Annotated in this window: 12 protein-coding genes; 10 read left to right on the top strand and 2 right to left on the bottom strand. The window is 70.4% G+C overall.

The features are described from left to right. The first annotated feature begins 146 nt into the window (after positions 1–146). The 7 genes from ACFZDK_RS28570 (at position 147) to ACFZDK_RS28540 (ending at position 9,166) form a co-directional block, all read left to right on the top strand. Complete coding sequence (locus tag ACFZDK_RS28570; RefSeq protein ID WP_359225889.1) at positions 147–989, top strand: nitrilase-related carbon-nitrogen hydrolase; 843 nt, start codon at positions 147–149, stop codon at positions 987–989. Further along, positions 986–2,269, top strand: a complete 1,284-nt coding sequence (locus tag ACFZDK_RS28565; RefSeq protein WP_390976774.1) for an aminotransferase class III-fold pyridoxal phosphate-dependent enzyme — start codon at positions 986–988, stop codon at positions 2,267–2,269. The genes ACFZDK_RS28570 and ACFZDK_RS28565 overlap by 4 nt, the downstream gene beginning before the upstream one ends. Positions 2,270–2,353: 84 nt before the next feature. Then, positions 2,354–3,934 (top strand): PucR family transcriptional regulator ligand-binding domain-containing protein, encoded by a 1,581-nt coding sequence (locus tag ACFZDK_RS28560; protein ID WP_390976773.1) that lies wholly within the window; start codon positions 2,354–2,356, stop codon positions 3,932–3,934. A gap of 170 nt (positions 3,935–4,104) precedes the next feature. After that, positions 4,105–4,947, top strand: a complete 843-nt coding sequence (locus ACFZDK_RS28555; protein WP_359225892.1) for a nitrilase-related carbon-nitrogen hydrolase — start codon at positions 4,105–4,107, stop codon at positions 4,945–4,947. A 120-nt stretch (positions 4,948–5,067) separates the two neighbouring features. Continuing rightward, on the top strand, positions 5,068–6,474 hold the full coding sequence (gene hydA / locus ACFZDK_RS28550; RefSeq protein ID WP_390976772.1) for a dihydropyrimidinase: 1,407 nt from the start codon (positions 5,068–5,070) through the stop codon (positions 6,472–6,474). 11 nt (positions 6,475–6,485) lie between these two features. Next, positions 6,486–7,505 carry a TIGR03842 family LLM class F420-dependent oxidoreductase gene (locus ACFZDK_RS28545; protein WP_390976771.1) on the top strand — a complete coding sequence of 340 codons (1,020 nt, stop codon included), beginning with the start codon at positions 6,486–6,488 and terminating at the stop codon, positions 7,503–7,505. Positions 7,506–7,633: 128 nt separating this feature from the next. Further along, a complete protein-coding gene (locus tag ACFZDK_RS28540) occupies positions 7,634–9,166 on the top strand; it encodes an NCS1 family nucleobase:cation symporter (protein ID WP_390976770.1) in 1,533 nt (510 codons plus the stop codon). A 31-nt stretch (positions 9,167–9,197) separates the two neighbouring features. Here the strand turns inward: ACFZDK_RS28540 and ACFZDK_RS28535 are convergent, their stop codons facing one another. Then, the gene (locus tag ACFZDK_RS28535; protein WP_390976769.1) at positions 9,198–9,881 is read right to left on the bottom strand and encodes a hypothetical protein; all 684 of its coding nucleotides are present in this window, start codon (positions 9,879–9,881) and stop codon (positions 9,198–9,200) included. Between the two features lie 259 nt (positions 9,882–10,140). Continuing rightward, complete coding sequence (locus tag ACFZDK_RS28530) at positions 10,141–10,407, bottom strand: GlsB/YeaQ/YmgE family stress response membrane protein (protein ID WP_390976768.1); 267 nt, start codon at positions 10,405–10,407, stop codon at positions 10,141–10,143. Positions 10,408–10,704: 297 nt separating this feature from the next. Here ACFZDK_RS28530 and ACFZDK_RS28525 point away from each other — a divergent pair, with 297 nt between their 5' ends. The 3 genes from ACFZDK_RS28525 to ACFZDK_RS28515 all read left to right on the top strand — a co-directional run bounded on the left by ACFZDK_RS28525 (position 10,705) and on the right by ACFZDK_RS28515 (position 14,957). After that, positions 10,705–11,004 carry a metalloregulator ArsR/SmtB family transcription factor gene (locus tag ACFZDK_RS28525; protein WP_390976984.1) on the top strand — a complete coding sequence of 100 codons (300 nt, stop codon included), beginning with the start codon at positions 10,705–10,707 and terminating at the stop codon, positions 11,002–11,004. Positions 11,005–11,228: 224 nt separating this feature from the next. After that, positions 11,229–12,932 carry an LCP family protein gene (locus ACFZDK_RS28520; protein WP_390976767.1) on the top strand — a complete coding sequence of 568 codons (1,704 nt, stop codon included), beginning with the start codon at positions 11,229–11,231 and terminating at the stop codon, positions 12,930–12,932. A gap of 228 nt (positions 12,933–13,160) precedes the next feature. Further along, positions 13,161–14,957, top strand: a complete 1,797-nt coding sequence (locus tag ACFZDK_RS28515) for a gamma-glutamyltransferase (protein ID WP_390976766.1) — start codon at positions 13,161–13,163, stop codon at positions 14,955–14,957. Positions 14,958–14,962 lie beyond the last annotated feature (5 nt).

Genomic DNA, 14,962 nt, shown 5'->3' with positions numbered 1-14,962 from the left:
GAGCCCAGGCGGCGTTGACGAATCGCCCCCGCATCCGCCAGCCAGGTAAGAAACGCGATCGACTCGGCGGCTTAACGACGATGGTCTTGGCAAGGACTCCAAGGAGGCTTACTTTCGACCCTCTACGGGCGTAGAAGGAGCAGCTCATGGCCAACGTCGTACGCGCCGCTCTGGTCCAGGCCACCTGGACCGGCGACACCGAGTCCATGGTGGCGAAACACGAGGTGTACGCCCGCGAGGCGGCCCGCCAGGGTGCGAAGATCATCGGATTTCAGGAAGTCTTCAACGCCCCCTACTTCTGCCAGGTCCAGGAACCCGAGCACTACCGCTGGGCCGAGCCGGTCCCCGACGGCCCGACCGTCGGTCGTATGCAGGAGCTGGCCCGCGAGACCGGCATGGTGATCGTCGTCCCGGTCTTCGAGGTCGAGCAGTCCGGCTTCTACTACAACACCGCCGCCGTGATCGACGCGGACGGCACCTTCCTCGGCAAGTACCGCAAGCACCACATCCCGCAGGTCAAGGGCTTCTGGGAGAAGTACTACTTCAAGCCTGGGAACATCGGCTGGCCGGTCTTCGACACCGCCGTCGGCAAGGTCGGCGTGTACATCTGCTACGACCGCCACTTCCCGGAGGGCTGGCGGCAACTCGGTCTCAACGGAGCCCAGTTGGTCTACAACCCGTCGGCCACCTCGCGCGGTCTGTCGGCCTACCTCTGGCAGCTGGAGCAGCCGGCCGCCGCCGTCGCCAACGAGTACTTCATCGCCGCCATCAACCGGGTGGGTCAGGAGGAGTACGGGGACAACGATTTCTACGGGACAAGCTATTTCGTTGATCCACGTGGGCAGTTCGTGGGGGAGGTGGCGAGCGACAAGGGCGAGGAACTCGTCGTACGCGACCTCGACTTCGACCTGATCGAAGAAGTGCGGCAGCAGTGGGCCTTCTACCGCGACCGCCGTCCCGATGCCTACGAAGGGCTGGTACAGCCGTGAACGACCTCTTCGCCCGCCACCGCCAGGTCCTGCCCGACTGGCTGGCGCTCTACTACGACGAGCCGCTGGAGATCACCCACGGCGAGGGCCGGCACGTCTGGGACGCGGAGGGCAACCGCTACCTCGACTTCTTCGGCGGCATCCTCACCACGATGACCGCGCACGCGCTCCCCGAGGTGACGAAGGCGGTGAGCGAGCAGGCCGGCCGGATCCTCCACTCCTCCACGCTCTACCTCAACCGCCCGATGGTCGAACTCGCCGAGCGCATCGCCCAGTTGAGCGGCATCCCGGACGCCCGGGTCTTCTTCACCACCTCCGGCACCGAGGCCAACGACACGGCGTTGCTGCTCGCCACCACGTACCGCCGTACGAACACCGTCCTGGCGATGCGCAACAGCTACCACGGCCGTTCCTTCAGCGCGGTCGGCATCACCGGGAACAAGGGCTGGTCCCCGACCTCCCTCTCGCCGCTGCAGACGCTGTACGTCCACGGCGGCGTCCGCACCCGCGGTCCGTTCGCCGAGCTGAACGACCGTGACTTCATCGCGGCCTGCGTCGACGACCTGCGCGACCTCCTCGGCCACACCCGCCCGCCGGCCGCGCTGATCGCCGAACCCATCCAGGGTGTCGGCGGCTTCACCTCCCCGCCCGACGGGCTCTACGCGGCCTTCCGCAAGGTCCTCCAGGAGCAGGGCATCCTGTGGATCGCCGACGAGGTGCAGACCGGCTGGGGCCGCACCGGCGAGCACTTCTGGGGCTGGCAGGCGCACGGACAGAGCGGCCCGCCGGACATCCTCACCTTCGCCAAGGGCATCGGCAACGGCAGTTCCATCGGCGGTGTGGTGGCCCGCGCCGAGATCATGAACTGCCTGGACTCCAACAGCATCTCGACGTTCGGCGGCACCCAGATCACCATGGCGGCCGGCCTCGCCAACCTGTCGTACCTCCTGGAACACGACCTCCAGGGCAACGCCCGCCGTGTCGGCGGCCTCCTCATCGAACGCCTCCGCGCCGTCGCCGCCCAGCTGCCCGGCGTACGCGAGGTCCGGGGCCGCGGCCTGATGATCGGCATCGAACTCGTCAAGCCCGGCACGGACGAGGCCGACCCCAAGTCCGCCTCGGCCGTCCTCGAAGCGGCCCGCGAGGCAGGTCTCCTCATCGGCAAGGGCGGCGGCCACAACACGAGCGCGTTGCGCATCGCCCCGCCCCTCTCCCTGACGGTGGCGGAGGCGGAGGAGGGCGCGGCGATTCTCGAACAGGCCTTGAGGAGTGCCTACTAGGCGCTCTGCCGGAGGCGCCGTGACCAGCCCCCACCGGCCCGCAGGCCTCCACACGCACCGAACCCGACCAAGGGACCACGCAAGATGACCGCCACTTGGGATCCCCCGCACACCACAGACCCCATACTGTCGGTCCGCCAGATCCTCGCCCTGGAACGGGTCCTCGCCGGCGACCCCGAGGTGGTCGCCGGCGCCACCCACCTCGACCGCCCCGTCCGCTGGGTGCACGTCGCCGAGGCCCCCGACGTCGGCGTCATGCTCACCGGCGGCGAAATGGTCCTCACCACCGGCGTCCTGCTCGCCGGCGACGAGCACAAACAGGCCGAGTACATCCAGTCCCTGCACCGGGCCGAGGCCGCCGCGGTCGTCCTCGGCCTCGGCCGTGCCTTCCCGGCACCCCCCGACGCCATGCGCCGTGCAGCGGACCGCTGTGGCCTCCCCCTGGTGGTCCTGCACCGCCCCTTCCCCTTCGCCGAGCTGACGGAGGAGGTCCAGTCCCGCCTGGTCCGCAGCAAGTTCGCCGCCGTCAGCCTCTCCGAGGCCGTCCGTACCGCCCTCACCGGACTCATCACGGCCGGCGTACCCCTCCAACGGCTCCTCGACGAAGTCGCCGTGCACAGCGCCTGCCCGGTCGTCGTCACCAACCTCGCCCACCGGGTCCTCGCCACCGCGGGTGAGCGGTCGGCCGTCGACGACGTGCTGCGGGACTGGGAGCGCATCGCCCGGCAGGCCGGCGGCGGCACGGGCGACGGCTGGATCCGCGCCGAACTCGGCGGACGCGGAGAACGCTGGGGCCAGATCATGCTGTGCGGCTACCGCGGCGACACCGCCACCGGCCGGCTGCTCGCGGACCGTGCCGCCGAGGCGCTCGTGCTGCACCGCATGCTCGGCGGCGGCTCCGCCCACACCTGGGAGGAACAGTCCGCGCAGAGCCTGCTGACCGACCTGGTCTCCGGGGTCGTACCGGCACGGCAGCTGCTGCCCAGGGCCCGGGCGGCCGGACTGCCGGTCAACCGGCGGACCTTCGTACCCCTGGTGGTACGGGACAGCGAACCGGCCCAACTAGAAAGAATCCTGCGTCTGTTGGGCCTGCCCGGCCTGGTCGCCGAACTCACCGAGCGCACCACCGCCGTCCTCCTCAGCCTCGCCCGCGACCAGGACGCGGACGCCCTGGCCGCCCACTTCGCCGCCCGGCTGCACGGCGAGTCGGCGGGGCCCAGGGGCGTGGTCGCCGCCGCGGGCTCCCGCACCGCCTGGGACGACGTGCCCGCCGGGCTGCGCGAGGCCCAGCACGTGGCCGCCGCGGTCGCCGACTCGACCGCGGCCCTCGACCTCCCGGCGGTCGTACGCCTCAAGGACGTGCACCTGCGGGGCCTGGTCCGGCTGCTGCGCGACGACCCGCACGTGCAGTCCTTCGCCGAGCGCGAGCTGGACGGACTGCTCTGCGGAACGGGCACCGACCAGGACCTGCTCGGCGTGCTGCGGACCTACCTCGCCACCGGCCGCAACAAGTCCCGCACCGCCCAGCTCCACCATGTCTCCCGGCCCGCGCTGTACCGCCGGCTGGAGGCGATACAGGCCCGGCTCGGCGTCGACCTCGACGACTTCGAGCAGGCGGCCTCCGTGCACATCGCGCTCCTCGCGCATGACGCGCAACAGGGGTGAAACATGCGACGACCTGGGAAAACGGCGGTGAAACATGGGCCATCCGCAGCGTGACACGGTGGCACGCCGGGCGCCCGCAGACGTGACACGATGGCAATCGAAGCCCGCTTTCGGACTTTCTAGGCTCCTCCCACATCGAGCGACGCACGCCCGAGCGACCGGAGGTCCCGATGAGCCGAGTGATTCGTGCCGCCCTTTTCCAGACCGCCTGGACCGGCGACAAGGAATCGATGATCCAGGTCCACGAGCAGGCGGCCCGCGACGCGGCCGCGCAGGGCGCCCAGGTCCTGTGCTTCCAGGAGCTGTTCTACGGGCCCTACTTCTGCCAGGTCCAGGACAAGGCGTTCTACGAGTACGCCGAGCAGGTCCCCGACGGCCCGATCGTCCAGCGTTTCCAGGCCCTCGCCCGCGAACTGGGCCTCGTCCTGATCCTGCCGGTGTACGAGGAGGAGCAGCCCGGCGTCCTCTACAACACCGCCGCAGTGATCGACGCGGACGGCTCGTACCTCGGCAAGTACCGCAAGCACCACATCCCCCAGGTCCCGGGGTTCTGGGAGAAGTTCTACTTCCGTCCGGGCAACGCGGGCTGGCCGGTCTTCGACACCGCCGTCGGGAAGATCGGCGTCTACATCTGCTACGACCGCCACTTCCCGGAGGGCTGGCGGGCGTTGGGCCTCGCCGGCGCCGAGATCGTCTTCAACCCGTCGGCGACCTCGCGCGGACTCTCCCGCTACCTCTGGCAGTTGGAGCAGCCGGCGGCGGCCGTCGCCAACGAGTACTTCGTCGGTGCGATCAACCGGGTCGGGGTCGAGGACCTCGGCGACAACGACTTCTACGGGACCTCGTACTTCGTGGACCCGGAGGGCCAGTTCGCCGGCGAGGTGGCCTCCGACAAGGAGACCGAACTCGTCGTCCGCGACCTGGACCTGGCCAAGCTCCGCGAGGTCCGCGACCGCTGGCAGTTCTTCCGGGACCGCCGCCCGGACGCGTACGGCCCGCTGACGGCGCCGTAAAAGCGCCCGTCGTAAGAGCGCCCCGTCAGGGGCGCGGGGCAGTGTCGAACTTGCGGCTGCCGCCGCGTGAGCGCGACCAGCCACATCGGACCGGCACGTGACCACGAACGAGAGGACCCCATGACCACCGGCCGAACCCTCATCCACGGTGGACTCGTCATCACCGCGTCCGACGAGATCCACGCCGACGTCCTGATCGAGGACGGCCGTATCGCCGCCCTCGCCGCCTCCGGCACCCCGGCCGCCGAGGCCTTCACCGCCGAGCGGACCATCGACGCCACCGGCAAGTACGTCATCCCGGGCGGCGTCGACGCCCACACCCACATGGAGCTGCCGTTCGGCGGCACCTTCGCCTCCGACACCTTCGAGACCGGCACCCGGGCCGCCGCCTGGGGCGGTACGACCACCATCGTCGACTTCGCCGTGCAGAGCGTCGGCCACAGCCTGCGCGAGGGGCTCGACACCTGGCACGCCAAGGCCGAGGGCAACTGCGCCATCGACTACGGCTTCCACATGATCGTCTCCGATGTGAACCAGGAGACGCTCAAGGAGATGGACCTGCTGGTGGAGGAGGGCGTGACCTCCTTCAAGCAGTTCATGGCCTACCCCGGCGTCTTCTACTCCGACGACGGCCAGATCCTGCGCGCCATGCAGCGCTCCGCCGAGAACGGCGGCCTGATCATGATGCATGCCGAGAACGGCATCGCCATCGACGTGCTGGTGGAGCAGGCGCTGGCGCGCGGGGAGACGGATCCCCGGTACCACGGCGAGGTGCGCAAGGCGCTGCTCGAAGCCGAGGCCACGCACCGGGCCATCAGGCTCGCCCAGGTCGCCGGCGCGCCCCTGTACGTCGTGCACGTCTCGGCGATGGAGGCGGTGGCGGAGCTGGCGAGGGCCCGCGACGAGGGGCTTCCCGTCTTCGGCGAGACCTGTCCGCAGTACCTCTTCCTGTCCACGGACAACCTCGCCGAACCGGACTTCGAGGGCTCGAAGTACGTGTGCTCGACGCCCCTGCGGCCCAAGGAGCACCAGGCCAAGCTCTGGCAGGGCCTGCGGACCAACGACCTCCAGGTCGTCTCCACCGACCACTGCCCCTTCTGCTTCGTGGGCCAGAAGGAACTGGGCCGCGGCGACTTCTCGAAGATCCCCAACGGCCTGCCCGGCGTCGAGAACCGGATGGACCTGCTCCACCAGGCCGTCGTCGACGGGCACATCTCGCGCCGCCGCTGGATCGAGATCGCCTGCGCCACACCGGCCCGGATGTTCGGGATGTATCCGAAGAAGGGCACCATCACCCCGGGTGCCGACGCGGACGTCGTCATCTACGACCCGCACGCCGAGCAGGTCGTCTCCGCCGAGACCCACCACATGAACGTCGACTACTCGGCGTACGAGGGCAAGCGGCTCACCGGCCGGGTCGAGACGGTCCTCTCGCGCGGCGAACCCGTCATCACCGAGCGGGAGTACACCGGACACGCCGGGCACGGCGTCTACACCCCGCGCTCCACCTGTCAGTACCTCAACTAGGAGTGGCGCCCATGGACTTCGGACTCGTCCTGCAGACCGACCCACCGGCTTCGAAGGTCATCAGCCTGATGAAACGGGCCGAACGCAACGGCTTCCGCTACGGCTGGACCTTCGACTCCGCCGTGCTCTGGCAGGAACCGTTCGTGATCTACAGTCAGATCCTGGCCAACACCAGCAAGTTGACGGTCGGGCCGATGGTCACCAACCCGGGCACCCGCACCTGGGAGGTCACCGCCTCCACCTTCGCCACCCTCAACGACATGTTCGGCAACCGCACGGTCTGCGGCATCGGCCGTGGCGACTCCGCGATGCGGGTGGCGGGCCGCAAGCCCAACACCCTGGCCCGGATCAGCGAGGCCATGAAGGTCATCCGCGCCCTCGGCAGCGGGGGAGAGGCCGACCTCGGCGGTACCGTCATCAAGTTCCCGTGGATCAAGCCGGGCGCCCAGCTCCCCGTCTGGATGGCCGCGTACGGGCCGAAGGCCCTGAAGATGACGGGTGAGGAGGCCGACGGCTTCATCCTGCAGCTCTCGGACCTCTACCTCACCGAGTACATGGTCAAGGCGGTGAAGGACGCGGCGGTGGCCGCCGGACGTGACCCGTCCGAGGTGACCATCTGCGTCGCCGCCCCCGCCTACGTCACCGAGGACGACTCGCCCGAGGCCCTCGCGCACGCCCGCGACCAGTGCCGCTGGTTCGGCGGCATGGTCGGCAACCACGTCGCCGACCTGGTCGACAAGTACGGCGAGCACTCCGCCGCCGTCCCCGACGAACTCACCGACTACATCAAGGCCCGCCAGGGGTACGACTACTCGCACCACGGGCGCAGCGGCAACCCCGACACCGAGTTCGTACCGGACGAGATCGTCGACCGGTTCTGTGTCATCGGGCCGCCGGAGAAGCACATCGAGAAACTGAACGCGCTGCGCGCGCTGGGCGTCGACCAGTTCGCGATCTACGACATGCACGACGCGCAGGAGGCCACCATCGACGCGTACGGGACGAAGGTCATCCCGGCCGTCAACGGCTAGCCACCGCACCGCAGTTGGTTTCCCCCTTCCCGCTGTCCCGGGAAGGGGGCCCGCCCCCCACGGCGAACCCCCCTAGGAGTCCCCGCACGGCCTCTCTCCCGTCCCACCTCACCCCGATTGGCCTGCCCATGACCGACACCGCTCCCTCGGCCATACCCACGTCCAGTCAAGTCGCCCTCCCCGACGGGCGCGTCGAGCTCACCCCGGGCTCCCCGCCGCCCAGCGGTCCGTACGCCAACGAGGACCTGCTGCCGGTCCCGGTCGAGAAGCGCACCTGGACCACGTACAACTTCTCCGCGCTCTGGGTCGGCATGGCCCACAACACGGCCTCCTGGACCCTGGCCTCCGGCCTGATCGCGGTCGGCATGGACTGGAAACAGGCCGTGTTCACCATCGCCCTGGCCAACCTGATCGTCCTCGTCCCGATGCTGCTCACCGGGCACGCCGGACCGAAGTACGGCATCCCCTTCCCGGTCTTCGCCCGCGCCTCCTTCGGGGTGCGCGGCGCCAACCTCCCCGCCGTCGTACGGGCGTTGGTGGCGTGCGGCTGGTTCGGCATCCAGACCTGGATCGGCGGCGAGGCGATCTTCTTCCTGGCCGGCAAACTGATCGGCGACAGCTGGGCGAACGCCTCGCACATCGGCGGCTATGCCTGGACCATGTGGCTGTCGTTCGCGCTCTTCTGGGTGCTCCAGGTCGCGATCATCTACCGGGGCATGGAGACGATCCGCCGCTTCGAGAACTGGGCCGCGCCCTTCGTCCTGGTCGGCGCGATCGTGATGCTGGTCTGGATGAGCAACAAGGCCGGCGGCCTCGGCCCGCTCTTCGACCAGCCCTCCAAGCTGGGCTGGGGCGGCGGCTTCTGGAAGATCTTCTGGCCGTCGCTGATGGGCATGATCGGCTTCTGGTCGACGCTGAGCCTGAACATCCCGGACTTCACCCGCTACGGCAAGAGCCAGAAGGCGCAGACCTGGGGACAGGCGCTGGGTCTGCCGACCACCATGACCCTCTTCGCCTTCCTCTCCGTCCTGGTGACCTCCGGTTCACAGGCCGTCTACGGCCAGCCGATCTGGGACCCGGTCCAGCTGGCCGCCAAGACGGACAGCGTGGTGGGCCTGCTCTACGCCCTGGTCACCGTGCTCGTCGCGACCCTGTCCGTGAACATCGCGGCCAACCTGGTCTCGCCCGCGTTCGACTTCTCCAACATCGCGCCCCGGAAGATCAGTTTCCGTACCGGCGCGCTGGTCACCTGTGTCCTCGGGGTGCTGATCTTCCCGTGGAAGCTGTACTCCGACCCGCAGGGCTACATCTTCACCTGGCTCGGTCTGGTCGGCGGTCTGCTGGGCACGGTCGCGGGCATCCTCATCGCCGACTACTGGGTGCTGCGCCGCACCCGCCTCGACCTGACCGACTTGTACCGCACGGGCGGCCGTTACTGGTACGACGGCGGCTGGAACTGGCGGGCGGTCCTCGCCTTCCTCGTCGGCGGCATCCTCGCGATCGGCGGCGCCAGCTTCAAACCGCTGATCGACGGCCGGCCCATCCCGGCGCTGTCCTCGCTCGCCGACTACGGCTGGGCGGTCGGTCTGGGCACGTCCCTGGTGCTGTATCTGGGGCTGACCCTGCTGACCCGGACCCGGACCGGGCCCAAGCAGGTCTGAACAAGCGCGAAGGGCAGCCGGGGCCGGTGGGCTACTGGCTGCCCTGCAGCGCGGTCACCGCGCTCTTCGCCGCCCTGATGGCACCCTTGTTGATCTCGTCCGTGCTCGGTGCCTTCTTGGTCTCGAAGTCGCTGCCGTTGTAGGTGATGATCACCAGCGCGTTGGAGACCTGGGCCATCACCACGCCCTCACGGGTCTGCTGCTTGTCCTCGGTGGTGAGGTTGACGACGGAGTAGCCGCTGTCGCCGAGCCCCGGCACGGCCCCGCCGCCGCTCTTCTCGGCGACCCGGTCCTTGTACTCCTTCGCCGCCGCCGCGTCCGTGTCCATGATCTCGAAGGAGACGTCCAGCCAGCGGTAGTCGTACCCCTTGAGCGCGTTCCAGGAGCAGGTGCGGCGCAGCTTGGTGTCCGTGGAGGGGATCTCCTTGCCGGCCGTCTTCGCGCCGGGCACCAGCGACTTGACGGTGGCCGCGGGGATGCTGCCGCAGGGGGCGGGCGCGGCGGAGTACGTCTTCGTGGCCGCCGTGGAGGACGAGGACGACGAAGGGCTGTCGCCGGCGGACTGGGAGGCCGTCTGCTGGGTCGAGGTGTTGCCGGAGGCTGCGGTGTCGGACGTCTTGTCCGGGCCCGACGTCATCGCCCAGCCCGCACAGGCGAGCACGGCGACCGGCGTCAGGCGCGCGGTGAGGGCGAGCGGCAGTGGTAGAGAACGCAAGTCGCACTTCTCGCTGGGGGGACGGTGTGCGGAGGAGTCCACACTGCGGACGGGACGCCAGTTTCACACGACTCCCTGTGGTGCGGAAGTGGAATCGGTGCCTTGCCTGTGAGGCACACGTGGAGCCCTGTTGACAGCCTCCGCGGGCCGTCCCCCTACGTCCGACATGTCGTGCGCCCGCGGTCCCTGTACATCCGGAATGTCGTGACTGCATCCGGCCCGCGGGGGTGACCGGCGTCACCGTGCCGCGGGCCGGCGCTCAGTCGCGTGAGTTGCCGAACAGCAGCCGGTAGCCGACGAGGAGGACCAGGGAGCCGGCGATCGCGGCGCCCCAGGTGTAGAGGTCGAAGAAATGGTTCTGCACCGGGCGGTCGAGGAAGCGGGCGGAGAGCCAGCCGCCGACGAAGGCGCCCGCGATGCCGATGAGGGTGGTGCCGATGAGGCCGCCCGGGTCGCGGCCGGGCAGCAGGATCTTGGCGATGCCTCCGGCGAGGAGGCCGAGGATGATCCAGCCGATGATGCCCACGTTCGTTGTCCTCCCAGTACGGGGTGGTTCCTTGCTGAGTTGCCTTGTTGCGCAAGCTTAGGAACGACGGCGGGTCCCGGCATCGTCCGACGTCGAGCCGTCGATGATCTGTCACCCGCTCATGACAATGCGGGGAACACGTGGAGGACATTGCGGGGAGGTCGTATCGGGGCCGGTGACCGCACGCCTACACTGAGTGTGCTTCTGTGCGGCCGCTGTGATGGGAGGGAGTGGACTGTGGGGGAGATCGTCGACTGCGCGGACCCCTCCGACGGGGTGCTGACGGAGGCGGCCGCCATGTTCGGGCTGCTCGCCTCGCCGGCCCGGCTGCACATCGTGTGGGCGCTGTCCCAGGGCGAGAGCGATGTGACCCGCCTCGCCGACCGGGTCGGCGGCGCTCTGCCCGCGGTCAGCCAGCACCTGGCCAAACTCAAGCTGGCCGGGCTGGTGCGGTCCCGCCGCGAGGGACGACGGCAGATCTACTACGTGGACGATCCGGACATCGTGACCGTGGTGCGGGTCACCGTCGGCCAGTTGACCGCGCGCTCCCACCAGCTCCCCGCGCCTGTGCGCCGGCTCCACGAGGCGGGTGTCTGACCGCACCGCGACGCACGCGTGGACGAGGGCCGACGGAATGGCCGCCCCCGGGGTTGCATGACATCCCTCACCTGTGAATTCGGGCGGGGTCTGTCCTGCTCCCGCTGTGGGTTTGTTAGATTGCGCAATCACGCAACCTAAGTGGGCCCACCTCAAGCCTGTCCGGACACCACCGTGTACCCGGCCGTACCGTCCGCGGGCCTGACCGTTCATGGGAGTGGAAGATGACCGACCCGTGGGACGGCCCGGGGGGCCAGGCGACGCGCAGCCGCACCGACCGGGTGCCCGGACAGCGCGGTGCCCTGCCCGACGGGACCCGGCCGACCGGTGGCCGCGCCGCGGCCCGGCAGGCGGCCAAGTCCCGCGGCGGCAGAGGCTCCCGGCGAGCCAGGCCGACCGGTCGCGGCAGACGGGTCCTGAAGGTCGTCGGCCTGGTCACGGCCGTCCTGGTGCTGGTCACGGCCGGCGCCGGCTGGTGGTTCTACCAGCACCTCAACGGCAACATCAACAGCGTCTCCCTGGACGGCAAGGGCGGCACCGAGAAGGCCGACGCGTTCGGCCGGACCCCGATCAACATCCTGGTGATCGGCTCGGACGGCCGGACCAGTGCGGCGGACTGCAAGCTGGGCGGTGGCTGCAAGGCGACCGGGGTGCAGACCGGCAACGGCAACGCGGACGTGGAGATGGTCGTCCACATATCCGCGGACCGCTCCAACGCCACGGTCATGAGCATCCCGCGTGACACCATGGTCGACGTGCCGGCCTGCAAGGACAGCACGAGCGGCCAGTCCACGTCCGGCTACTACGGCCAGGTCAACAGCGCCCTCCAGTACGGCGCCGCCTGCCAGGTCGCCACCGTGCACCAGCTCACCGGCGTCCCCATCGACCACTTCGTCAAGCTGGACTTCTCCGGTGTGGTCAAGATGTCCGACGCGGTCGGCGGTGTCTCCGTCTGCGTCAACAGCAACGTGTACGACACCTACTCGCACCTGAAGCTCTCCAAGGGCACCCACACCCTCAAGGGCGAGGCCGCGCTGGAGTTCGTCCGCTCCCGGCACGGCTTCGGCGACGGCAGCGACCTCGGCCGTACCGTCTCCCAGCACATCTTCCTCAGCGCGATGATCCGCAAGTTCAAGAGCGCGGGCACCCTCACCGACCCCACCGCGGTCTACAAGCTCGCCGACGCGGCCACCAAGGCGCTGACCGTGGACGACGACCTCGACAGCGTCAAGAAGCTGATCTCGCTCGCGGCCGACGTGAACAAGGTCCCCACCAAGCGGATGACCTTCACGACCATGCAGACCGCGCCCGACCCGAACAACAGCAACCGTGTGGTGGTCGGCGAGGGAGCCAAGGACCTGTTCGCCACCATGGCCAACGACCAGTCGCTGACCACCAGTTCGGGCAAGAAGTCCTCGGCAGCCTCGGCGGCCGCGAGCGCGAAGCCGACGCCCACCGCGACCGTCCCCGCCTCCCAGATCGCCGTGACCGTCGAGAACGGCACCGACATCACCGGCCGCGCCTCCGCCGTCGCGAACTCCCTGATCTCCCAGGGCTTCAGCACCGGCACCAGCACGGCCAACGCCCCGAACTCCGCGAGCACGACCACCCTGACCTACGGCAGCGGTGACAAGGCCGAGGCGCAGACCGTCGCCAAGGCCCTGGACGTGCCCAGCTCGCACATCAAGGCGGGCAGCGGCACCGGTGTGGTCCTGGTGATCGGCAGCGACTGGACGAGCGGCACCACCTACCCGGCCAGCTCCGGCGACACCAAGGCGGCCGTCTCCAACGCCAACGCCTCGACCGCCGACGACTCCAAGACCTGTGCCAAGGTCAGCCAGTACAAGACGGTCAGCCTCAACGGGATCGCGATGACACCGTCCCAGGCGTACGCGGCGGCGACGAACAAGGCCGACTCGGACAAGTGAGCAGGGGGCGCCGCCGCGGCGATCACGGCCGAGGGGGTTCGCGCGCCGGCGGCCGGGAAACGATGTAGCCGCCGGGCAGTCGGCCGCCGGGCAGTCGGCCGCCGGGCAGTCGGCCGCCGGGCAGTCGGCCGCCGGGCAGTCGGCCGCCGGGCAGTCGGCCGCCGGGCTGTCGGCCGCCGGACAGGCGGCGGTCGGCCGTCGGTCGTCGCGCGAGCAGTGAGGTGAGAGATGCCGTTCACCACCCGTCCCACGCTCCAGGGCACCTTCGGGATGGTGTCGACCACCCACTGGCTGGCCTCCCAGTCGGCGATGGCGGTCCTGGAGACCGGCGGCAACGCCTACGACGCCGCCGTCGCCGGCGCGTTCGTCCTGCACGTGGTCGAGCCGCACCTCAACGGCCCGGCCGGCGAGGTCCCGATCCTGCTCGCCCCGGCCGGCGGCGAGGTGGAGGTGCTGTGCGGCCAGGGCGTGGCCCCGGCCGGAGCCACCATCGCCCACTACCGGGGGCTCGGCCTGGACCTCGTCCCCGGTACCGGCCCGCTGGCCGCCGCCGTCCCCGGCGCCTTCGACGCCTGGCTGCTCCTGCTGCGCGACCACGGCACCAAGCCGCTCGACGAGGTCCTGCGGTACGCCATCGGCTACGCCGAGCACGGTCACGCGCCCGTGGAGAACGTCGGCGCGACCGTGGAGAGCGTGCGCGAGCTGTTCGAGACCGAGTGGACGTCCTCGGCGGAGCTCTATCTGCCCGGCGGCCGGGCCCCGCGCCCCGGCGAGCTGTTCCGCAACCCCGCCCTCGCCGCCACCTGGAAGCGGCTGCTCGCCGAGACCGCGGGCGCCGGGGACCGCGAGGCGCGGATCGACGCGGCCCGTGAGATCTGGCGTTCCGGCTTCATCGCCGACGCCCTGGTCCGGCAGGCCGCCCGTCCCACCCTCGACACCAGCGGCGAACGGCACACCGGCACCCTCACCGCCGCCGACCTGGCCGGCTGGTCCGCGGCCTACGAGAGCCCGGTGTCGTACGACTGGAACGGCTGGACCGTGTGCAAGGCGGGCCCCTGGAGCCAGGGCCCCGCCTTCCTCCAGCAGCTCGCCCTGCTGCCGCCCGAGCTGCCCGCGTACGGGTCGCCCGACTACGTTCACCTCCTCGTCGAGGGCTGCAAGCTCGCCATGGCCGACCGCGAGGCCTGGTACGGGGACGCGGCCGAGGTGCCGCTGGCCGACCTGCTCTCCGAGGGCTACAACGCCGGGCGGCGCGGGCTGATCGGCGTCAAGGCCTCCGACGAGCTGCGGCCCGGCAGCCCCGGCGGGCGGGTGCCCCGGCTGCCCGGGTACGCGCGCGTGGAGGCCGCCGGGAGCGGCGCCTTCGACCCGCTGGGCGCGGGCGAGCCGACGGTCGCGCGGGTCGCCGCCGACGGCCGTACCCGCGGCGACACCTGCCACCTGGACGTCGTCGACCGCTGGGGCAACATGATCGCGGCCACCCCGAGCGGCGGCTGGCTGCAGTCCAACCCCGTCGTCCCCGAGCTGGGCTTCCCGCTCGGCACCCGGCTCCAGATGGCCTGGCTGGAGGGCGGTCTGCCGAACTCCCTCACGCCCGGGCGCCGCCCCCGCACCACGCTCACCCCCTCGATCGCCCTGCGCGACGGCGTCCCGGTGCTGGCCTTCGGCACGCCCGGCGGCGACCAGCAGGACCAGTGGCAGCTGCACTTCTTCCTCGCCGTGGCGCTGCGCGACCGGGTGCGCGGCGGCCTCGACCTGCAGGGCGCGATCGACGCCCCGAACTGGCACAACGACAGCTTCCCGAGCTCCTTCTACCCGCGCGGATACCGGCCGGGGAGCGTGACCGTCGAGGCGGGGACGGACCCCGGGGTGGTCGAGGAGCTGCGGGTGCGCGGCCATGACGTGACGGTCGGACCGGACTGGTCGGAGGGGCGGCTGTGCGCGGTGGCACGGGACCCGGAGACCGGGGTGCTGTCGGCGGCGGCGAACCCGCGCGGGATGCAGGGGTACGCGGTGGGGCGTTGACCTCG

Origin of the sequence: Streptomyces sp. NPDC007901 (assembly GCF_042959465.1) — a bacterium.
In the GTDB taxonomy this organism is placed as follows: Bacteria; Actinomycetota; Actinomycetes; order Streptomycetales; family Streptomycetaceae; genus Streptomyces.
Note: the sequence above shows the minus strand (reverse complement) of the source record. Positions and strands in the feature narration are given on the sequence as shown.